28 protein-coding genes are annotated in these 20417 nt (G+C 59.9%); 7 read left to right on the top strand and 21 right to left on the bottom strand.

What is annotated here, in order from left to right; translation table 11 throughout:
• Window positions 1-12: 12 nt before the first annotated feature.
• Window positions 13-1296, bottom strand: coding sequence for an arsenic transporter (locus HU722_RS15635; RefSeq protein WP_065873015.1), 1284 nt, complete (start codon window positions 1294-1296; stop codon window positions 13-15).
• 19 nt (window positions 1297-1315) lie between these two features.
• Entirely contained in the window at window positions 1316-1672 is a 357-nt protein-coding gene (locus HU722_RS15630; protein WP_065890948.1) for a metalloregulator ArsR/SmtB family transcription factor, read from the bottom strand.
• A 176-nt stretch (window positions 1673-1848) separates the two neighbouring features.
• Here HU722_RS15630 and HU722_RS15625 point away from each other — a divergent pair, with 176 nt between their 5' ends.
• From HU722_RS15625 to HU722_RS15615, 3 genes are all read left to right on the top strand, one after another.
• Complete coding sequence (locus HU722_RS15625; protein WP_065873017.1) at window positions 1849-2064, top strand: hypothetical protein; 216 nt, start codon at window positions 1849-1851, stop codon at window positions 2062-2064.
• Between the two features lie 71 nt (window positions 2065-2135).
• Entirely contained in the window at window positions 2136-2831 is a 696-nt protein-coding gene (locus HU722_RS15620) for an AzlC family ABC transporter permease (RefSeq protein ID WP_065880555.1), read from the top strand.
• A complete protein-coding gene (locus HU722_RS15615; RefSeq protein WP_065873019.1) occupies window positions 2828-3139 on the top strand; it encodes an AzlD domain-containing protein in 312 nt (103 codons plus the stop codon). The genes HU722_RS15620 and HU722_RS15615 overlap by 4 nt, the downstream gene beginning before the upstream one ends.
• A 152-nt stretch (window positions 3140-3291) precedes the next feature.
• Here HU722_RS15615 and HU722_RS15610 read toward each other — a convergent pair whose 3' ends face one another.
• On the bottom strand, window positions 3292-3507 hold the full coding sequence (locus HU722_RS15610; RefSeq protein WP_065873020.1) for a hypothetical protein: 216 nt from the start codon (window positions 3505-3507) through the stop codon (window positions 3292-3294).
• Window positions 3508-3750: 243 nt separating this feature from the next.
• Between HU722_RS15610 and HU722_RS15605 the strand changes: the two genes are divergently transcribed.
• Entirely contained in the window at window positions 3751-4104 is a 354-nt protein-coding gene (locus HU722_RS15605; RefSeq protein ID WP_065873021.1) for a hypothetical protein, read from the top strand.
• A 144-nt stretch (window positions 4105-4248) separates the two neighbouring features.
• On the opposite strand, the gene HU722_RS15600 is transcribed toward HU722_RS15605, so the two are convergent.
• The 8 genes from HU722_RS15600 to HU722_RS15565 all read right to left on the bottom strand — a co-directional run bounded on the left by HU722_RS15600 (window position 4249) and on the right by HU722_RS15565 (window position 12570).
• Window positions 4249-4953: a YoaK family protein gene (locus HU722_RS15600; RefSeq protein WP_065873022.1), complete on the bottom strand. Its 705-nt coding sequence runs from the start codon at window positions 4951-4953 to the stop codon at window positions 4249-4251.
• Between the two features lie 69 nt (window positions 4954-5022).
• On the bottom strand, window positions 5023-6645 hold the full coding sequence (locus HU722_RS15595) for an ABC-F family ATP-binding cassette domain-containing protein (RefSeq protein WP_065945283.1): 1623 nt from the start codon (window positions 6643-6645) through the stop codon (window positions 5023-5025).
• A 124-nt stretch (window positions 6646-6769) separates the two neighbouring features.
• Window positions 6770-7807, bottom strand: a complete 1038-nt coding sequence (locus tag HU722_RS15590) for a DNA topoisomerase IB (protein WP_065880553.1) — start codon at window positions 7805-7807, stop codon at window positions 6770-6772.
• Between the two features lie 78 nt (window positions 7808-7885).
• Window positions 7886-8965, bottom strand: coding sequence for a molybdenum ABC transporter ATP-binding protein (modC, locus tag HU722_RS15585; RefSeq protein WP_065873025.1), 1080 nt, complete (start codon window positions 8963-8965; stop codon window positions 7886-7888).
• A 5-nt stretch (window positions 8966-8970) separates the two neighbouring features.
• Complete coding sequence (modB, locus tag HU722_RS15580; RefSeq protein WP_065873026.1) at window positions 8971-9651, bottom strand: molybdate ABC transporter permease subunit; 681 nt, start codon at window positions 9649-9651, stop codon at window positions 8971-8973.
• Window positions 9652-10404, bottom strand: coding sequence for a molybdate ABC transporter substrate-binding protein (gene modA, locus HU722_RS15575; protein ID WP_065873027.1), 753 nt, complete (start codon window positions 10402-10404; stop codon window positions 9652-9654).
• 119 nt (window positions 10405-10523) lie between these two features.
• The gene (locus tag HU722_RS15570) at window positions 10524-11582 is read right to left on the bottom strand and encodes an NAD(P)H-dependent flavin oxidoreductase (RefSeq protein ID WP_065873028.1); all 1059 of its coding nucleotides are present in this window, start codon (window positions 11580-11582) and stop codon (window positions 10524-10526) included.
• A gap of 109 nt (window positions 11583-11691) precedes the next feature.
• Window positions 11692-12570, bottom strand: coding sequence for an alpha/beta fold hydrolase (locus HU722_RS15565; RefSeq protein WP_065873029.1), 879 nt, complete (start codon window positions 12568-12570; stop codon window positions 11692-11694).
• Window positions 12571-12741: 171 nt separating this feature from the next.
• On the opposite strand from HU722_RS15565, the gene HU722_RS15560 reads away from it, so the two are divergent.
• The gene (locus HU722_RS15560; protein ID WP_065873030.1) at window positions 12742-13320 is read left to right on the top strand and encodes a CGNR zinc finger domain-containing protein; all 579 of its coding nucleotides are present in this window, start codon (window positions 12742-12744) and stop codon (window positions 13318-13320) included.
• On the opposite strand, the gene ada is transcribed toward HU722_RS15560, so the two are convergent.
• The 4 genes from ada to HU722_RS15540 all read right to left on the bottom strand — a co-directional run bounded on the left by ada (window position 13317) and on the right by HU722_RS15540 (window position 15604).
• Window positions 13317-14363 carry a bifunctional DNA-binding transcriptional regulator/O6-methylguanine-DNA methyltransferase Ada gene (gene ada, locus HU722_RS15555; RefSeq protein WP_065873031.1) on the bottom strand — a complete coding sequence of 349 codons (1047 nt, stop codon included), beginning with the start codon at window positions 14361-14363 and terminating at the stop codon, window positions 13317-13319. The genes HU722_RS15560 and ada overlap by 4 nt on opposite strands.
• A 75-nt stretch (window positions 14364-14438) precedes the next feature.
• Window positions 14439-15104 carry a DNA oxidative demethylase AlkB gene (gene alkB, locus HU722_RS15550; protein WP_065873032.1) on the bottom strand — a complete coding sequence of 222 codons (666 nt, stop codon included), beginning with the start codon at window positions 15102-15104 and terminating at the stop codon, window positions 14439-14441.
• A 4-nt stretch (window positions 15105-15108) separates the two neighbouring features.
• The gene (locus tag HU722_RS15545) at window positions 15109-15276 is read right to left on the bottom strand and encodes a hypothetical protein (protein WP_098467678.1); all 168 of its coding nucleotides are present in this window, start codon (window positions 15274-15276) and stop codon (window positions 15109-15111) included.
• Between the two features lie 25 nt (window positions 15277-15301).
• Window positions 15302-15604, bottom strand: coding sequence for a DUF1883 domain-containing protein (locus HU722_RS15540; protein WP_027606593.1), 303 nt, complete (start codon window positions 15602-15604; stop codon window positions 15302-15304).
• A 212-nt stretch (window positions 15605-15816) separates the two neighbouring features.
• On the opposite strand from HU722_RS15540, the gene HU722_RS15535 reads away from it, so the two are divergent.
• Together HU722_RS15535 and HU722_RS15530 are read left to right on the top strand one after the other, a co-directional pair.
• Window positions 15817-16170 (top strand): hypothetical protein, encoded by a 354-nt coding sequence (locus HU722_RS15535; protein WP_065873033.1) that lies wholly within the window; start codon window positions 15817-15819, stop codon window positions 16168-16170.
• A gap of 338 nt (window positions 16171-16508) precedes the next feature.
• Window positions 16509-16739 (top strand): hypothetical protein, encoded by a 231-nt coding sequence (locus HU722_RS15530; protein ID WP_065873034.1) that lies wholly within the window; start codon window positions 16509-16511, stop codon window positions 16737-16739.
• Window positions 16740-16748: 9 nt separating this feature from the next.
• Here HU722_RS15530 and HU722_RS15525 read toward each other — a convergent pair whose 3' ends face one another.
• The 6 genes from HU722_RS15525 to HU722_RS15500 form a co-directional block, all read right to left on the bottom strand.
• Window positions 16749-17030, bottom strand: coding sequence for a hypothetical protein (locus tag HU722_RS15525; protein WP_065873035.1), 282 nt, complete (start codon window positions 17028-17030; stop codon window positions 16749-16751).
• 168 nt (window positions 17031-17198) lie between these two features.
• Complete coding sequence (locus tag HU722_RS15520; RefSeq protein WP_065873036.1) at window positions 17199-18170, bottom strand: fimbrial protein; 972 nt, start codon at window positions 18168-18170, stop codon at window positions 17199-17201.
• A gap of 100 nt (window positions 18171-18270) precedes the next feature.
• Entirely contained in the window at window positions 18271-18819 is a 549-nt protein-coding gene (locus HU722_RS15515) for a fimbrial protein (RefSeq protein ID WP_065873037.1), read from the bottom strand.
• Between the two features lie 11 nt (window positions 18820-18830).
• Window positions 18831-19310, bottom strand: coding sequence for a fimbrial protein (locus HU722_RS15510; protein ID WP_065873038.1), 480 nt, complete (start codon window positions 19308-19310; stop codon window positions 18831-18833).
• 29 nt (window positions 19311-19339) lie between these two features.
• The gene (locus HU722_RS15505) at window positions 19340-19834 is read right to left on the bottom strand and encodes a fimbrial protein (RefSeq protein ID WP_065873039.1); all 495 of its coding nucleotides are present in this window, start codon (window positions 19832-19834) and stop codon (window positions 19340-19342) included.
• Window positions 19835-19844: 10 nt separating this feature from the next.
• The gene (locus tag HU722_RS15500) at window positions 19845-20417 is read right to left on the bottom strand and encodes a fimbrial protein (RefSeq protein WP_065890954.1); all 573 of its coding nucleotides are present in this window, start codon (window positions 20415-20417) and stop codon (window positions 19845-19847) included.

Raw genomic sequence — 20417 nt, 5'->3', positions numbered from 1 at the left:
GCGGTATCTCCTTCAAAGACTCAGGCGCAAGGCGAGGGCGGCAAGGGTGATCAGCAGCACCGGCAGGGTCAGCACGATCCCGACTTTGAAGTAGTAACCCCAGGTAATCGTGATGCCTTTGCGTGCCAGAATGTGCAGCCACAGCAAGGTAGCCAGGCTGCCGATGGGAGTGATCTTCGGGCCCAGGTCGCTGCCGATCACGTTGGCGTAGATCATCGCGTCCTTGACCACGCCCACGGCATGGCTGGACTCGATGGACAGCGCGCCGATCAACACCGTCGGCAAGTTGTTCATCGCCGAGGACAGCAGCGCCGTCAGCACACCCGTGCCCATCGCCGCGCCCCACACGCCGTAAGTGGCGAAGGTATCGAGCCAGGTTGCGAGGTAGGTGGTGAGGCCGGCGTTTCGCAGTCCGTAGACCACCAGGTACATGCCTAAGGAAAAGATCACGATTTGCCACGGTGCTTCTTTCAGCACTTTGCGCGTGGAGATCGTGTGGCCCTTGGCGGCGATGACCAGCAGGAGCACGGCGCATACGGCGGAAATCGCGCTGATGGGAATGCCCAGCGGCTCCAGGGCAAAGCAACCGACCAACAGAATGCCCAACACCCACCAGCCGGCGCGGAAGGTGGCGCGGTCGTGGACGGCACTGGCGGGATCTTCTAGGTCGGCCGGGTCGTAGGTTTGCGGGATATCGCGGCGGAAGAACCACATCAGCACCGCCAGCGTGGCCGCGACGCTGACGAAGTTGACCGGCACCATCACGGCGGCGTATTCGTTGAAACCGATCTTGAAGTAATCCGCCGAGACGATATTCACCAGGTTCGAGACCACCAGCGGCAGGCTCGCCGTGTCGGCGATAAAGCCTGCGCCCATGACGAATGCCAGGGTCGCCGCCGGGGAGAAGCGCAGGGCCAACAGCATCGACATCACGATCGGCGTGAGAATGAGCGCCGCGCCGTCATTGGCGAACAGCGCCGAGACCAATGCGCCGAGCAACACCATATAGGCAAACAAACGCCGGCCGCGCCCACGCCCCCAGCGTGCTACATGCAGGGCGGTCCAGGCAAAGAACCCGGCCTCGTCGAGCAACAGGCTGATGATGATCAGTGCGACAAAGGTCCCTGTGGCATTCCAGATGATGTGCCACACCACCGGAATATCCGCCAGGCTGACCACGCCAGAGGCCAGGGCCAGGATGGCGCCCAGGGTTGCGCTCCAGCCAACGCCCAGGCCCTTGGGTTGCCAGATGACCAATACGATGGTGAAGATAAAAATCGCGAGTGCGACAAGCATGAATAAACGCTCCGAGGATTCAGCAGCAGGTGCTGGCCCGTTGTGGTCTGTCGCCCATTGCATCCAGACGCTGTGCGTCGCTGTGCAACCAGGGCCGGTTGGCTTGCAGGGTGGTGTGCAGCACGGTAGTCACCCAGTCGGGTAATGCCGGGTTGATGCGGTAGTAAATCCATTGGCCTTGGCGACGGTCCAGCAGCAACCCGGCACTGCGCAGTTGCGCCAGGTGGCGGGAGATTTTTGGCTGGCTGTCGTCCAAGGCATGGATCAGTTCGCACACGCAAAGTTCGCCTTCACGCAGGATTAATAACGTCATGCGTGCCCGGGTGGTATCGGCCAGGCATTTGAACAGGGTGGGTGGGGAGATGGAGTCCAGCATGGCCAAGGCCCTGTATATATGGTTATCCGAATATACGTATATTCATATGTAACGGTCAAATCCTGTTTCAATTGATATGGATCAAATGCCTTGAAATCCGCCACAAGTGTTTGAAATTAAAATGAAACATGAATGTCCTAAAGTGCCTCCCCATTGCTGATGAAGGAAGAACCTGCGTGACCCGTGCCACTCGCAACCTGCGCAAGACCCTGGATTCCGTCGCGGAAAATAACGAAACCGCGGCCTTCGACTTGATGCGTGCCGTCGAAAAACTCGGCGATGAAGTGCTGCGCCAACGCTTGCTCAACACCATTCACCGGCTTAACCAGGACGCCCATGAACTGCGCGAAGCGCGCGATTCGGTGGGGCCGGTGTCGGTAAGGCTGGCCTGAGCAAGATCGTTCAAGACAAGCTCCTGGTTGCGCTGGCATGCTTGTCGACTGTCTGTCGATGAGCCGTTTCCATGCCCACTGCCTTACCTCATTACGCCTTCGCTCGCGGCGCCATCGCCGTCATTCCCTTGTCCCTGGCCTGCGCGCCGTGGGGACTGCTGGCCGGTTCGATGGCCATCGATGCACAGTTCACCCCGTTGCAAGCCCAGGGTTTGTCCGCCATCGTGTTTGCCGGCGCTGCGCAACTGGTCGCCATCGGTATGGTCAAGAGTGGCGCCAGCCTGATTTCCATCGTGCTGACCACCTTGCTGCTGACGTCCCAGCATTTGCTGTACGGCATGCATTTGCGCCCAATCCTGTCGCCCCTCAAGACCCGCTGGCGCATGAGCCTGGGCTTTCTGTTGACCGACGAATTCTTCGCACTGGTCAGCCATTTTGACCGCGAGACCTTCAACCGCTGGTACGCCCTGGGCGTCGGCCTGACGTTCTATATCATCTGGAACCTGTTCACACTGGCCGGTATCGTGCTCGGCAAAAGCATTCCCGGCCTTGATCAACTGGGGCTGGAGTTTTCCATCGCCGCCACGTTTATCGCGTTGATTACGCCGGTGGTGCGTGACATCCCCACGGTGGTCTGCGTGGCCGTGTCGTTGCTGTTTTCGGTGTGCTTGAGCTTTCTGCATTGGGAGTCGGCGGTGGTGGTGTCCGGCGTGTTGGGCATGAGCGCGGGGTATGCCTGCAAGCGACTGGGAGTAGGGCAGCAATGATCTACATCATGATTGTGGCCATGGGCCTGGTGGTATTTCTCAACCGTTACCTGTTTATCGAGCCGCGCCTGCCGGTGCGCCTCAACCGTGGCGCGCGGGAGTTTCTCGGGTTCGCCGTGCCTGGCATGCTCACGGCGATTTGCGGGCCGATCATTTTCCTGGCCGACCATCAACTCAACCTCAGTCCGGCCAACCCTTACCTGCTGGCGGGGCTCAGCGCGGTGGCGTTGATGTTCTGGACACGCAATGTGTTGATCACTGTGCTGTTGAGCATGGCGTTGTTCTACCTGTTCCGCTGGTTGCTTTAATCCCCGGACGAAAAAAAGCCCGCGGGAGGGCGGGCAGAAGGGAGACTTCTAACAATGAGCATGGCCAATATAGGCAGCACAGGCTCCCTTCACAGTGAAACTAAATTCATGCTGCACACAGCAAGGCAGCCCGATTGGGCTGCCCGGGCGCATCAGCTTTTTGCGTTGAGCTTGCGCAGTTCTTCATAGGTGGCCGACTGGACGAACCAGAAGCCGGAAATGATGCACCACGTCAAAGTACCGCCCACCAATACCGCCAGGCCCGACAAAAAGCTTGCGCTGAACATCGTCACCAAACCCATCAGCCAGACGAAGGCCAGTGCGATGTAGAGAACGGAGTTGTTGACGCTGATGACGAAATCTTTCATGACGCTTCCTTGTTGAGGGTATCCCGTTGATCTCCTCAGTGAGATCAACCGCGGCATCATAATGCCATGTGTCGGGAGGCGCCACCTTCAAGCACCCCGTCAGGTGGGCGTGCTCCCACCCTTGACCGTACGCTCGCCCTCGAGGATGCAGCGAATTCGCTTTTAGGCGCGTGCGTGACGTAATAGTCCTCGGGTGTAGCAGGCTAATGGTAGAGTCGCGTTTTTTTCCAACGGAGCAATGGCATGCACAAGGTGGTAATTGGCGCACTGGTACTGGCGGCCCTGGCCGGTTGTGCAGGTTCGAAGATGAAAGAGGCGCGCGCCGGCACGCCCTACAAAACCCTGGCTTCAGACAAGGCCACACTGGTGGTTGCTGAATGCGTGCAGTTCGGCTGGCAGGATGAAAGCGTGTTCGGCGTTGACGCCGGCGGCTTCAAGGAACCCATCGGCGCCGGCGGTTTTACCGTGTACACGACTGCAGGCGACTACTTTGTCGATGTGCAAAGTGCGGGTGCCGGTTCCACCATCAAGTACTACGCAGCAGAAGACAATATGCCAGCCAAGCGGCGCTTGGCCGCACTCGCGACTTGCCTGTAATCCATTGCTTTAGTCGTTTTAGGAAATGCCTGGCACGACAGTTGCGCGGCATTTGGATTATGATTCACCCGCTCGCCCGACATGATGGCTCTTTACCAGTACACGGACGTCGAGGCTTAAACGTCGGGCGAGCACCTTTTTTCCTCAGCGCGGCATGTAGCCAAGGTGCCAGCGCCGGGGAATCTTCAGCGACACCAGCCCCAGCACGCCTGCGAAGACGCCGCTGACCAGCAGCGCCCTCAAGCCCATCTGCTGCTCGAGCACCGCGCCAATCACCGCCCCCACGAACATCCCGGCCCATGGGATCAGTTGCACGCGCCAGCCGCTGCGACGCTCCCCAAGCAGCCAGCGCCCCAGCCCGCGTCCAAACCGTGAAAGTGCGCCGGTGACGTAAGTCAGGCCTACGGGCAATCCGTTGACCTCTTCCACAGCGGCATTCAGCATGCCCATCGCGACGATCGCCGCCAGCAGCGCGGGCAATGTATCGGCGAAGGGCAGCACGGCAGCGCCGCACAACAAGCCGGCAATACACAACAGCAATGGCAGTGCATGGCGGCGGCTCAGCCGGCTGACCACGACGCCCAAGGCGTTACCGACAACAAAGGTCGCGACCAGCAACAGCAGCCGCCCGGTCAGGCCAAGATCCCCGGCGCTGATTGCTACCGCCAGGCGAGTCGTGTTGCCGCTCATGAACGACACAAAATCACCGCTGGCCATGAAGCCGATGGCGTCAGTCATTCCCGCCAGCACCGACAGGCTGGCCACCAGCATCAGCCCGACCCGACCACGCCAGCGCTGTCGATGGGCCAGTGCAGCATTGGCGTTGGGTTTGCGCGGCGAAGGCAACATAGGACCGGGTTCCTCGGTGAGATTATCCGGCCACTACCGTAGGGCGCTTTTAGGGCGCACGCAATGACCTCAGACACACTCTAGGTACCAGCCCGTACGCTGCCAGGTGAAAAAGTGGGTCGGCCTGATCGCTTGCACGAAATCCACGTCATGGGACACCACCATCATCGCCCCTGTAAAACCTTGCAGCGCCTGTTCAAAGGCCATCACCGATTCCAAGTCCAAGTGGTTGGTCGGCTCGTCCAGCAACAACAGTTGCGCCGGCACTTCGCGCCACAAGGCAATCGCCATCGCGGCCTTCAAGCGTTCGCCGCCACTGAGTTGCCCGGCGGGTTGGGTCACGCGCAAGGCGTTCAGTTGCAGCAACGCCAGGCGCGTGCGCAATTCGGCTTCGGCCAGTGGCGTGTCGAGCAGGTTGAGTTGCTCGACGATGGAACGCTGGTCGTCCAGCAGCGCGAGATGCTGGTCGATATAGGCACTCGGCACCTGCACGCTGCAGGCGCCATTGACCGCTTGCCATTCACCTGCCAACACCTTGAGCAACGTGGATTTGCCGCACCCGTTCGGCCCACGTACAGCGATGCGTACCGGCCCGGCAAGGTGCAGGTTGAGGCAGGTCGAGGGCAGCCATGGCAATTGCGCGTCGACCAACGCCAGCACCTGTCGGCCATTGGGCACCGCTGACGCGGGCAATGCCAACAGCGTTGGCGTTTCATCCAGTACCTTTTCGTAGGCTTGGCGCACCTGGGCATCCAACGCCTGTTTGTGTTGCCCATGCGCGCTGCGCACGCTGCTGAGGATTTCCGTGGCGGCGCCTTTCCAGCGCGCTTTGGTGAAACGGTCAACATTGGCTGTTTCCGCCTGTTTGCGTGAGTGGGCGGCATTGCGTTGCAGGTTGTCATGGTCCTTTTGCAGGCGCCGCCGTTCGCGGCTACGCGCCAGGCGTGCGTGTTCCAGGGCAGCGACGGCAGCGTGTTGTTGGGCATCGCGCTGAAGGCGGTAAGCATCGTAGTTGCCGCCATACACGTGGACGCCGAGGGATGACAGCTCGATGATGCGCCCCATGGCGTTGAGCAATTGTCGATCATGGCTGACCACTACCAGGCCGCCACGCCAATCCGCGAGCACTCGCAGCAGCCAGGCACGGCCGTCGCTGTCGAGGTGGTTGGTGGGTTCGTCGAGCACCAGCAGGTGTGGCGCGGCCAACAGCGCTCCGATGACCGCGACGCGGGCCAACTGGCCGCCGCTGAGTTGGTCGACAGGGGTCTCAACATTAAGCTGCGAAAGACCCGCCGCATCCAAGGCGCTGCGCAAACGCTCGGCCAGGTTCCAGCGGTCGTCGATCAACGCCAGGTCGTCGTCCTGCGCGGCGCCTTGGGCCATGCGTTCGAGCGCTGCCAATGGCGCAGCCGTACCCGTGAGATGAGCGACTGTGTCGCCCGGCACCACCACGACGTTCTGCGCGACGTAAGCCACATGAGGCGGTCGATTCAGCGTGCCAGAGGAGGGCGACAGCTGCCCGGCGAGCAACTTCGCCAGGACACTTTTGCCGCAGCCGTTACGCCCCACAATGCCGGTGGGGGTGTGATCGATGGACAGGTTCAGGTCGTCCAGCAAGGTCTCGCCATTGGCGAACTGGAAACACAGGTGTTGCAGGGAAACGAGGGCGGGCAGCCGGTTGACGTCAGTCATCAGCACCTCCAAAAAAATGTCGGACAGGCCAACAAGCGCGCCAGGCGGCCTGTTGCAGGTACATTTTGGAAGGCTTAGTTGTTCACGTCGGCGCTCGTCCCGTGAGTCAGAAGGGAGGCAGAGCCTAACCCACCTTGGCCTTTTTCGGCAAATCCGCCGCCAGTTGCTCAAGGAACATTGCCAATGCCGCTTCTTCGGCCTTGAGCCCTTTGCGCAGGCGCGGCTTGGGCAGCTTGGAGAGTTCGCCGAGGCTGAAATGCTCCAGCACCGCAGGGTGGATGTAACACTTGCGGCATACCGCCGGGGTGTTGCCCAACTGCTTGGCGACGTCCTTGACCATTGCCACCACGTGCCGTTTGGCATCGGACTCGGGCTGCCACTCCAACTCCCGCAACACCGCCAGCGCCATGGCGGTGCCGGCCCAGGTGCGGTAATCCTTGGCGGTGAAGTCCGCACCGGTGAGGCTGTGCAAGTATTCATTCACGTCCTGTGAGCTCACGGTGTGCCGCTCGCCGCTTTCGTCCAGGTACTGGAACAAGTCCTGCCCCGGCAATTCCAGGCAGCGCTTGACCACCGTCGCCAATCGCCGATCTTTAACGCTGATCTGGTGTTCGACGCCGCTCTTGCCGCGAAACTGGAACTTGATCTCACTGCCTTTCACATCCACATGGCGGGTACGCAGCGTGGTCAGCCCGTAGGATTTATTGTCCCGCGCATATTGGGTATTGCCGACGCGGATCAGCGTAGCGTCCAGCAGCATCACCACGGTGGCCAATACTTTTTCGCGGGTGAAGCCAGGTTCGGCGATTTTCGCTTCCAGCTGTTTGCGCAATTTTGGCAGGGCGATGCCGAACTGCTGCAGCCGAGAGTACTTGTCGCTGTCACGCACCTCACGCCAGCGCGGGTGGTAGCGGTACTGCTTGCGCCCACGCGCGTCGCGGCCGGTGGCTTGCAGATGGCCGCGCGGGTCGGCGCAGATCCACACATCGGTGTAGGCCGGCGGTACGGCCAGGGCGTTCAGGCGCTTGATCTCGTCGGGATCGCGGATGCGCTCACCCTTAGGGTCGAAGTACTGGAACTTGCCCCGCAGCGTCTTGCGGCGGATGCCGGGCTGGGTGTCGTCAACATAATGCAGGTCGCGGGGTAGCGCAGAGTCGGACATGGTGCGGGTTCCTTGGCAACAAATCAGGCCGGTATGTCTGATTGACCGCAGCCGTTTGCGGTCGTGCCAAAAGGTTGCCTACGCCAACACAGCCACCGCCTTGATCTGCGCCCACAGTGTCTGGCCGGGGTGCAATTGCAACTGGTCGCGGGAGAACCGCGTGATACGTGCCAGCAACGGCGTGCCACCTGCGTTCAGGCGTACCAGCACGTGTGCGCTGTTGTCCGCCGGAACTTCCTGGGTCACCGTCACCGGCAGGCGATTGAGGATGCTGCTGTGTTCTTCTGCCTGCAGGCTGAGGCTCACATCACGTGCCTGGACTTTGATGCGCAACGCTTTGCCCACGGCCAACGGTGCATGGGCCACGCGCATGTGCAGGGCGCTGTCGGGCAGTTGCAGCGTGAGCAGCTGATAATGTTCGTCGTAGGCACTGACCGTGCCGTTGATCACCACGCCAGCGTCATCGCCCCGTGCCAGGGGCAGGTCGAGGCGCGCCAGGGTTTCGCCAATGGGGCCGCTGGCCAGGGCCTTGCCGTCGCTGAGCAAGACGATGTGATCGGCCAGGCGTGCGACCTCATCCTGAGCATGGCTGACATACAGCACCGGGATATCCAGTTCATCGTGCAGACGTTCGAGGTACGGCAGGATTTCACCTTTGCGCTGGCTGTCGAGGGCGGCCAGGGGTTCGTCCATCAACAGCAACTTCGGGCTGGTGAGCAAGGCGCGGGCGATACCGATGCGTTGGCGTTCACCGCCGGAAAGATGCTGGGGGTTACGGTCGAGCAGGTGGCCGATCGCCAATAACTGCGTGGCCTGGGCCATGTCCACACGGCGTTGCTGACGGGGGATGCGCTTGAGGCCAAATTCCAGGTTCGCCCGCACCGGCAAATGCGCAAACAGGCTGGCCTCCTGAAACACGTAACCCACGGCACGCTTATGCGGTGGCACAAACACCCCGTTGCGGCTGTCTTGCCACACCTCGTCATTGATCTGGATGAAACCGTCTTCGGCGCGCTCCAGCCCGGCGATACAACGCAGGCAGGTGGTCTTGCCGGAACCGGAATGCCCGTAGAGCGCGGTCACGCCGCGACCGGGCAGGTGAAGGTCAACCTCGAGGGCAAAGCCCGAATACGTGAGTTGCAGGCGCACATCAATCATTGGCATCAGCTCCAGCTCACCTTTGTTTTACGGCTGGAGTAGAGCGCCAGCAACACCAGGAACGCGAACACCACCATGGAGCCGGCCAGCCAATGGGCCTGGGCATATTCCATGGCTTCGACATGGTCGTAGATTTGTACGGAGACCACCCGGGTCTTGTCCGGGATATTGCCGCCGATCATCAGCACCACGCCGAATTCGCCGACGGTGTGCGCAAAACCCAGGATGGAGGCGGTGATAAACCCCGGCCGTGCCAAAGGCAAAATCACCGTAAAAAACGTATCCCAAGGATTGGCGCGCAGGGTCGCGGCCACTTCGAGCGGGCGCGTGCCAATGGCGGAGAAGGCGTTCTGCAAGGGCTGCACTACAAACGGCATGGAATAGATCACCGAACCGATGACCAGCCCGGCGAAGCTGAAGGTGAGGGTGCCCAGGCCCAGCCATTGAGTGAACTGGCCGAAGTAGCCATTGGGGCCCATGGCCAACAGCAGGTAAAAACCAATCACCGTGGGTGGCAACACCAACGGCAAGGCGACGATGGCACCGATGGGGCCGCGCCACCAGGAGCGGGTGCGCGACAGCCACAGGGCGATGGGAGTGCCGATGACCAGCAAGATCACCGTGGTCAGTGAGGCGAGCTGGAGGGTCAACCAGATAGCGGAAAAATCGGCACTCGATAGCGGCATTTAGAGCTCGTAACCGTAGGACTTGATGACGGCAGCGGCTTTAGGCCCCTTGAGGTATTCAACCAGTGCCTTGGCAGCGGCGCTGTCTTTGCCCTTGTTGAGGATGACCGCGTCCTGTTTGATCGGGTCGTGCAGGGAGGCTGGAACGATCCACGCCGAACCGCTGGTGACTTTGCCGTCTTTATAGATCTGCGACAAGGCCACAAAGCCCAGCTCGGCGTTGCCGGTGGACACAAACTGATAGGCCTGGGTGATGTTCTGACCCTCAACGAGCTTGTCCTTGACCTGCTCGGTCAGCCCTTGTTTGGCCAATACTTGGGTCGCGGCCAGGCCGTAAGGTGCCGTTTTCGGGTTGGCAATCGACAGATGTGTGAACTGGTTTTTCTTCAGCACTTCACCTTTGGCATCGACATAACCTTCTTTCGCCGACCACAGGGCCAGGGTGCCAACGGCGTAGGTGAAGCGTGACCCCTTGACGGTATCGCCTTCGGTTTCGAGTTTTTGCGGGGTGGTGTCGTCGGCGCTCAGGAACACTTCGAACGGCGCGCCATTCTTGATCTGGGTGTAGAACTGGCCGGTGGCGCCGTAGGCGGCGACCAGTTTGTGGCCGGTGTCTTTTTCGAAGTCGGCGGCAATCGCCTGGATCGGTGCGGTGAAATTGGCGGCCACGGCCACTTGGACTTCATCGGCCTGCGCCGAGCCAAAGGCCAGCGCCGCGACCAGAACGGCCAGGCGTGAGGCGTGAATCTTCATGAAGCAGCTCCTTTGAGGGTGTACGGCTTGTTATAGATAGAAGGCTTAACCGCTATGTACGAGAATATATAGCGGTTGGCCGGTGCCGGTACAGTGCAAAGTTGCCACGGATGACGGATCTACTTGAGCTTGGCCAGGGCCTGTTCTGCCAGTTCGCGCGTCAGCTCATACGTGGTCGTGTCTTTGCCCAGGCGCAGTGCCTGACCGGACCACAGGTTGCTGAAGCCCGCTTCATCCTTGGCCTTGAGCGGCATCAGCGCGCCGCCTGAGGTCGGGAACGCTGGAGCGGCCGGGTTGATCGCACCCAACTCACGCATCACGCGGTTGACGATGCCGCGTGCCGGGCGGCCGGTAAACAGGTTGGTCAGTGCCGTTTCGCTGGCCTGGGCATGACGCAGCGCATGGTGGTGCGAAGCCGTGACGTTGGCTTCAGGGGTAAACAGGTACGCCGTACCGATCTGCACCGCCGAGGCGCCAAGGGCAAACGCTGCGACAATCCCACGCGCATCGCCGATACCCCCGGCCGCGATCACCGGCACGCGGACGGCGTCGACGACTTGCGGCAACAAGGCGAACAGGCCGATCTGGGTGTTGAGGTCATCGCTGAGAAACAAGCCGCGATGCCCGCCTGCTTCAATGCCCATGGCGATGATTGCATCGCAGCCATGGTGTTCCAGCCAGAGGGCTTCCTCTACGGTGGTGGCCGAGGACAACACCTTGGCGCCGGTGTCTTTTACCCGATCCAGCAGGGACTTTTCCGGCAGGCCAAAGTGAAAACTGACGACCTCGGGGCGGAATGCTTCGACCACCTGGCAGGCGGCGTCATTGAAGGGGGCACGGTTGGACACCGGTGTTGGCGCATCAAAGTCGGCACCCAATTCGCGGTAGTAGGGTTCCAGCAATTCTTTCCAGCGTCGATCGCCTGCGGCGTCAGGTTGCGGGGGTTGATGGCAGAAGAAATTGACGTTGACCGGGCGCGTGCTGGCCTGGCGGATGGCGGTCAGCGCTTCGCGCAGTTGCTCGATACTCAGTGCGGCGGCCGGCAATGAACCCAGCGCGCCCGCATTATTGGCGGCGATCACCATGGCAGTGGTGGTGCCTACCGCCATTGGGGCCTGGATGATCGGCACTTCGATGCCCAACAGGTCGAGAAGGCGGGTGTCTGGCCAAGTGCTCATGGGGTGCGTCTCCAGCGTTAGTGAGGCTTCACGCTGTTTTAACAGGGCCCCTGGCACCCGGCCAGTCTGTTTTATTCACTGGACGAACGTGCCGTTTCGTGGTGCGCCATCAGTCAATGGCATGGCCCACGACGGCGTGAATTCGCTCGGCGATATGTGCCGCATGGGTTTCCAGGGCGAAGTGGCCAGTGTCGAGCAGTTCCACCACGGCGTTGGGGTTGTCGGTCTTGTAGGCGTGTGCGCCTGGCGGAATGAAGAAGGGATCGTTCTGGCCCCAGATCACCAGCGTTGGCACGTGCGTCGTCTTGAAAAAGGCCTGGAACGCCGGGTACAGCGTCAGGTTGTTACGGTAGTCGAGGAACAGGTCCAGCTGGATCTCGTCATTGCCGGGACGCTGCATGAGCAGGACATCCAGCATGTAGGATTCCGGCGCCACGCGCTCGGGGTGGTTTACACCGTGCAGGTACTGGTAGCGCGTGCCTTCCAGGCTGATCACCGCGCTGCGGATGACTTCGCGGTTGGCTTGGCTCGGTTCGGCCCAGTAGGTGCGGATCGGTGCCCAAGCATCGCCCAGGCCCTCCAAGTACGCATTCCCGTTTTGCGAAACCAGCGCGCTGACCCGTTCCGGGTGAGCCACCGCGAGGCGCAGACCAACCGGTGCGCCGTAATCGAAGACATACAGCGCGTAACGGCTCAGCGCCAGCGCATCGACAAAATGCTCAACCGTGACTGCCAGGTTATCGAAGCTGTAGTGATAATTGCGCTCGGCCGGTACCTCGGTGAAGCCGAAGCCCGGTAAATCTGGCGCGATGACCCGAAAACGCGTGGCGAGCAGGGGGATCAGGTCGCGGTACATGTGCGACGAGCTGGGGAAACCATGCAGCAGCAACATGACGGGGGCCGCCGGGTCACCGGCTTCTCGATAGAACATGCGTACGCCATCGACATCGATGTGGCGGTAGTGAACAACGGGGGCTGGAGTGGTCATGATGAGGCACCTATGTAACTTGATTGGATTGATATACGGGTTACTTTTTCAAAAGCTGCGCTCAAAAATGTAACCTGTCAAATTGTTTATATTGGTTAGCTAAGTGTTCTTTGTAACTACCCGGATGAATTAATAGCGGTTACGATAGAAGCGCGCCCAAGAGGATTGAACATGACCACCCACGCAGCCCTGGAACCCTATGTCCTTGCCGATCACCCGGTACTGGACATGCTCAACACCCGCGCCAACGTCGACGGCGAGCCCTTCGAGTTCTGGCAGGCTGACGCCGATGTTGCGCGCTGGTTGGTCCGCTTGGGCTGGGTCGAGGAGGGTGCGACGCCTGCGTTCGAGGACGGGGCGTTACTGGCAACGGCGAAGACGCTGCGGGAAGTGATCCGGGCCTTGCTGGAGGCACGCAAGGCGGGCGAGCAAGCTGATCCGGCGGCGCTCAATGGCTTTTTGCGCAAGGCCGTCAGCCATCCACAGCTGTCCTGGCCGGCACCGGGTGAATTGCAGTTGGTGCGTGAGCGCAAACTGCAAACGCCGGAACAGTTTCTTTCGCCGATCGCCGAAGCCGCCGCTACCTTGCTCGTGGATGCAGATTTCAACCTGATCCGCACCTGCGAACACCCTGAATGCGTGCTGTGGTTCTACGACCGTACCAAAGCGCATAAGCGTCGCTGGTGCAGCATGGCGCTGTGTGGCAACCGTCATAAAGTCGCCGAGTTCCGCAAGCGCAAGCAGGGTTAGATTTTGCTCTCACGCTCCAGCAGCTGCTGCTTGCGCTCCACGCCCCAGCGATAGCCCGAGAGGTCGCCATTGCTGCGCACTACGCGGTGGCAAGGGATTGCCACCGCGAGGCTGTTAGCGCCACAGGCCTGGGCCACTGCGCGGAACGACTTAGGCGCACCGATCCGCGCTGCAATCTGCGCGTAGCTGGCCGTGCTCCCCGGAGGGATATCGCGCAAGGCTTGCCATACGCGCTCCTGAAACGCGGTACCACGCAGATCCAGCGGCAAGTCCAGGCCAAGCGCGGGCGCTTCGATAAACCCCACGACCTGGGCGACCAGCTGTTCGAAGTGCGGGTCGGCGCCCACCAGCTCGGCTTTGGGAAATTGATCCTGCAGATCACGCGCCAACCGGTCCGGGTCATCTCCGAGCAAAATCGCGCACACACCACGGGCACTTTGCGCCACCAGGATTGCACCCAGCGAGCATTGCCCGATGGCAAACAGGATCGCAGTGTTAGTGCCGCCGGCTTTGTAGTCGCTGGGCTTCATGCCAAGCAATTGATCTGCGGATTCATAAAAGCGGCTGTTGGAGTTGAAGCCTGCGTCATACAGCGCATCGGTCACCGAGTGCGGGCCCCTGAGGCCATCGCGCACTTTGCGTGAACGATGGGCGCTGGCGTAGCCCTTGGGGGTCAGGCCGGTGACGGCTTTGAACACGCGGTGAAAATGGAAGGGGCTCAGCTTGGCTTGCGTGGCCAGCGTGTTCAGGCTGGGCGGGGTGTCGGCCTGTTCGATATGCCGGCAGGCGTCGGCCACCCGTTGTGCATGGTGTGCTGCCAGTTGCGTCTGGTCGCCGGCAGCGCGTTTGCTGGCGCGATAACCCGCCGCTTCGGCCTGTGCAGCCGTGTCGAAGAACTCGATATTTTCCGGGCGCGGCAAGCGCGAAGCGCTGCTCGGGCGACAGTACACGCCGGTGGTCTTCACACCATAGACGAACAGCGCATCGGCTTTGGGATCACGGGCCAGAATGGCGGCCCAGCGGGGGTCTTGTTCGGTGGTCATGGTCGGCACTCTTGACGGGTCCTGGCCAGATTAGTCGTGCCGTGAACACCTGGCACTCTGAAGCTTGCGGTCAAATCAGCCGGCAGTGCGAAAGGTGAGATTGATGCGTTGCGCGCCCATGACCGGGTGCACGCCTTCCTTGATCGGCATCACCCCATGAAAACGCAAGCGGTCCACGCCGCCCCACACCACCACGTCGCCATGGAACAGCGAGACTTTCTGGGGCTTGTCACTGCGCTCGTGCCCGCCAAACAGAAAAATCGCCGGCAACCCAAAAGAGACCGACACCACCGGTTCGCTGTAGCGGCGCTCATCTTTGTCCTGGTGCAGGGCCATTTTCGCGCCGGGTACATAACGGTTGATCAGGCAGGCGTCGGGCGCAAAGTTGAGAAAGCCGGCTTCTGCCGCTGCCAACACGGCCAATTGGCGCAAGGCGTCCGGCATCTGCGGCCATGGCTGAAGGTTGCGCGGGTCCAATGGCGAGTAGCGATAGCCCGAGGCATCAGTGGTCCAGCCCAGATCGCCGCAACTGCTCAATGCAGCCGACATGGTAAAGCCACCAGGTGTCACCATGTGCCGAAACGGTGATTGAGCCAGCACCCGTCGCAGTTCCGGCAGAAGACGCTCAACCCAGGGCAGGGCGTAGCCTCTTAGCACGTAGGACTGTTCGCCAATTTGCTCGCGCCCTGCGGGTTGCTGCAAGGCGTCATCGGCGAACAGATCAGTCGTGAGGCCAGGCATCGACTTACAGTGCCTTGCTCACGTTGATGTCGGTGATTTCATCACTGGCATCGTGAATTTTCGCCAGGGCTTGCTTGGCTTCTTCTACGCTGTTGGTGTGCAGTTGAGCGAACTCAAAGCGGCGTTCGCCGTTGAGCTTGTATTTGATTACGTACTTGGTGGTAGCGGTCACGGCTATTTCCTATTGACTGTTCGGATCAGCTCAGTTTGGTGCTGGTGCGACGCACAATGCGAATCTTGTGGGACAGCGCGGGTTTGCGGGTCACGCTGATTGCGCGGCGCGTGACCACGTCCAGGGTGATGTTCCAGAACCCGGTGCTCGGTGCGGTGATTTTGGCAGGGAACGTGTCGAAGGCGCCGCCGTGGTAGGTGTGGCGACCGCCGTTCTTGAAGCTGCGAAAATTCGCGTCGCTCATCAGACGGATATTACAAGTCTGCGAGCATTCGATGACGACAATGTCTCCCTCGTTGAGGTGCTCGCGCTGGTGGATGAATTTCATGGGGGTGTCTCCAGAAGGGCTTTTTCTGAAAAATCAGAACGATACGTAGGTTAAGATGGAGTTTATCAGCCCCAGCATGTTTATTATCGGGTCGTCTTCAACGACATCGACAATTTAAAACAGTTATTTACCGAGTTATCAGGGATAAATCCTACTTGGGCGGGAGAAATTTACCATCCCCGCTGTCGTAGGCTCTTTATCGGAGGTTTTATATGAAGTGGAGTGTGTTGGTTCTGGCCCTGGCGATTGGTGGGTGTGCTTCGGTTGCAGATATCAAGCAGACGCCGCCGACCTTGGCGGTCATTTCCGGGAAAAAACCACAGGAATACGCCGCGTGCGTGGTACAGAAATTGTCGGCGACTCGCCGGCCGCCGCAGATTGAACCGCGTAAGGAAGGGGGTATGCAGGTGATTGTGCCGCAGAAGTTTTCCGCCGACCCTTCGGCAATTTTCGAAATTGATGAACGTTCCAGTGGTAGCAGCATCAAGCTCTACGAGAGCATGTCCAATGTGCCGATCCGTCCGGGTGACGTGAAAAAAGCTGGCGAAGAGTGCATCTCCGGCTGATATAGCCCGTTTCACCCTGTTACTTCTAATCCGATAAAAAGCCTGGTCCCACCATCGTGGTGCCAGGCTTTTTGTTGGACCCGATTTGGGAATTGTCGCGACGGGATCATCCCCCCTAGCCTTTTTAGGTTTATGCCATAAGCGCCTAAGCTTATAACTATAAAAATGGAGTCGTGATGATGTCGCTGAATCGGGTACTGATGGGGCCAATCTCAACGGCCAAACCGTAGAAGGCGTGCTGAACGGGCAAGGCATCCGTTAAACTGTTGTCCGATCAATGCAAAAATGTCGCGCAAACCCTCGGTTTGTGCGGCATTTGTCTATTCGGGAAGTCATTCATGAAGCGTGAACACGTCAGCGCTCGCCAGGCCGAAGGCCAGATATCGGCGACTCACATTATCCAGAATCCGGCCGACCTGGGGGAGTGGATCGTATTCTTCAAGAAAAGCGGCGGCCGCAGTTTTTTCCTGGTGGATGATCAGGATGAAATCGAGTCGTTCGCGCGCCTGGATGACCTGGTAGAGACCATCCGCAGCCTGGGCATCAAGTTCGCCGATATTCAGTTGTAGGCGAAACGCTTACTTGCAGACCACCACCACACTGCGACTTTTGAAGTTGCCCACATCCTGCCCCAGGGTCTTGTCACTTTCCTTGAGCGAAGGCGTGCCCTCGGTGCCGACGATACGGTAGCCGGTGCCCGCACACGAGGCATCCGCCTTTTCGTAGCAACTGGCCCAGGAGTTGGCCTCGCCCGAACAGTCAATGGTCAGGCCTTGTTCGCCGTTTTTCAGGTAGACGTCAGAAGTGGTGGTGCAGCCGGCGAGCGCCAGTACCGCAGTCAGTGCCAGAATCTTGTTCATGAGTTGGGTCGTCGTCGAGGGTGTAGGAGGAGGGCGCTGACACTGTCGTGGGGCGTTGGTGCAGGATTATAGCGAACTGCCACCTGGTGCGCAGTCAAAGAATGTACTCCGCGACTGCGCACCCTTGGGTTGGGCATAAATGCCTTGGACTTCAGTGTCTGGCGCAGGTCATGGCACCCCCATCACGAGTACGCCGCTCCCGCTTATGGTTCCAGCGGCAGGCAACGAACCCGCTCGCCGTACCAAAGCAAACGTCACATCGTCGCCGCCGACACTGTTGGTGATCTGGGTCAGGAACCTACCGTTCACTTGCACGGCGGATCCCGCTCGCACAAGCGCCGTACCGACGTTCGGGTTGGTCATTACCAGCAGGCGTGTGTCAAACGACGACGGGTTGCCTTTGTACGTGATGGTGATCGGTGTGGTGATGCCGGCGTTCGGGCAGGAGTAGGTGAGCCTGCGGTTGCTGCGGATGGGCGTTGTGAGCGGGTCGGTGCCAATTGCCCGCTGGTTTACGGTGCCGAAGTCTATATTGATCGGGTTGTTATTGTTAATCGTGCACGTTGACGGAGAGATGGAGAAATTGTTGGCCGCGGTATATGTCAGCGCAAGCGTTGAACTGCCGGAATTGTAGTTATTTGTCTGGTCGAGATTGAGCCGCCCCAGCACATCTCCGACTCGGATATCGATAGGGTTACTCGGATTGTTACGGACCAAAATGTAGGGGGTGACATTGACCGGTACGCCGACGGAGTTGTTCAGCATGGTCGTCGTCCGGATACCATTTGGAATGGGGGTGTTGTAGAAACTGCCGTTGATCCGCAGCCCCGTGCCTTGGTTAGTGAATTTGGGTCCAGGCACCCAGGCGGGCCCGACTCTTGCCGACGTTGCCCAGTAGTCGGTATACCAGGGCTGGCTACCGCCGTAGTGGGAAAATCGACATTCCAGCCTGACCCCTTCGAGCATTATTCGGGTTTTGTCCGCACCCAGTTGGACGGTCACGGGGACCTGCAAGTTGAGTGTCCCGCCGGAGCCGACGAATATCCAAGGCCCACCATTCACGCGGCAATCGGTTGCATTCGCGGTTGAGGTCACGCCAATCAAGACGAGAAGCACCATGGCTGCATAAAGTCGTTTCATCTTTCTCTCTCGTTGCGCATCTCTCCAGGCAGTGCCCGGTGAACATTCAGTTCGGGGTGGCACTGGCGTCGGTTAGAGATGTGAGGTTTGTCCAGGGCTGTTATGGATAGTCCAGCGTAAAGGTCGAGGTCACCGTGTAGGCGCCAGGCCCGATCGTCTGATCCCTGATCGCATTTGGCTCGCCTTTTACATAAGCCTTGAGTTCAATCACATTGCTGCCATTGCTCAGTACCTGTTCATCACTGGGGGTATTGAGGGGCAAAGGCTTGTCGTCCGGCGTCTCTATGCCAACGCCGATACCGGCAGCAATACTTCCGCCATCCAGGGCGAACAACCCAGGCAGCGCCATGTTTTCTCTACCGCCCAGGGTGATGGTCACTGTCTTGCCAATTGCGGTGTCGCACGCCTCCAGGTGCAATCTGAACCCCTTACCCTGCGTGCGGGTGTTGATGTAGAGGTGCTTACTGGTCACGTCCCAAAGTTCGAGCGCGATGGCCTCGTCGCCAGGGCGGATCGTGCAGGCCTGTTCAACCAGATTGCCCTTGAACCTCAGGTTATCCACGGCATGCCCCGTGGGAATGAGGCCGAAGCAAAGCAGGAGTGCCAACCCAGCGTGGGGCCGGCGCTCATGAACCCTTTGATATGGCATACGCCCGACTCCTATTGGTATTCGGCCAGCAATGTGGCCACTGCCGTAAACCGTGCGGGGGCAAGGACTGCGCCCGGCCGTTGCACAGGGACCACTTCCAGTACCGGCGGCGACGAGAGGGTGATATCCAGTGGCGTGTTGAGTTGAAACGGCACATTGTTCTGGAACAAGCGGATACCCAGTTCAGGCACACTGCTCTGCACCGCCGATGCGTCAAACGTCGTTGCTGTACCGTTAACGCTCAACTTCAGGAGCCAGGGCATCGTGGTCGCGCCGCAACTGATGGTGTAGCCAACGCCTTTGCGGTATCTCACACCATCGATCAGCTTGGTGCCGATATCCCCGAAATCGACTTCAATCGTGCTGCCCGCGTCAATCGTGCAGGGGGGCGGCTCGTTGAGCGTTCCGCTGAACGTCAAGTTCGCCGACGCAGCACTGCAAAGGCTGATGCAACACAAGGCGAGCAACGCGTGGCGTGGCCTGAATGTCATTGATCGTTTCTCTTTATTGATAAGCGGCTTCATTGGTAATCGATCACCAGGGTGGCGGCTGCATCAAATGCCCCCCCGGTCAGTTGGCTGCCCGCGCGTTTGACAGGTACCGCCTGCACAGCCGGAAAATTCGGGTAGGTAAAATTCACCACAGTATTCAATGGCCAGTCACTGCCATTGACGAGCAGCTTGACGCCGAGGTCAGTTTTGCGGGTTACCAGCACACGGCTGTCAAACGCAGCACCCGTGCCCCTGAGCTGAAGGGTCAGCGCATTGCTGAAGGGGGAGTCGCAGGTGACGGTATAAGGCACATTTTTACGATAGTTAACGCCGTCAATCCGGGACGTCAGCAGGTCATTGCCAAAAGGCACATCCAGCGTGTTGCCCCCATTAATCACACAGGGTGGCGGCGCGATGATCACCGCGCGGATGGTCAGGTTGGTGTTGGCCTGCACACTGAGGCTGACGGCCCAAAGCAGGCCGCCCATGATAAGAATGGCCCGCGAGCCGGTTGTCCTAGCCATCGTTATGCCCTTACTCATAATTGAGCCTGAAATCCACCACGGCCCGAAAGGCGCCACTGGTCAGCGAGGCGGAGGTGCGCGTCGGCCTGACAGTCCAGACCTGGGTGTTACTGCCCAAGGGCAGGAACAAGGGTTCACCCCTGAAACCCAGTTGCACATCTCGTCCCAGTGCATCGGTCAAGTGCAGGCCCATGCCGGAAACCCCTTGAACCTTGACCAGGCGTGGATCATCGGCATCAGCCGGCGCCAGAAACGTCACCGACAACACCGGTTGGAAAGCACTCCAGGCCAGGTTTCCCGTACGTTCGCTGCGGATGCTGCCGGCCGTGCGATGGCAATCGGTAAACCGCACCTCGAAGGCCACCGGCCTTGCCTGGTCTCCTGGCCGTTGCAGTTGACTGGCTGACACTGCACCCAGGTCGATCGTTTGATGAAGCGATGTCATTTCCAGGCTGCAGGGCGTTTCATGCATCGTCCCGGAAATATTCAACATTCCATTCATCCCTTCGACGTCTGCCGCCTGCGCGCTTTGCAACAAGGCCAGTAGCAGGCCGCCCAAGACCTTCATTTGCTGCGACTTCAT

Source organism: Pseudomonas tritici (genome assembly GCF_014268275.3).
GTDB lineage: Bacteria > Pseudomonadota > Gammaproteobacteria > Pseudomonadales > Pseudomonadaceae > Aquipseudomonas > Aquipseudomonas tritici.
This window is presented reverse-complemented; position numbering and strand designations above follow the sequence as displayed.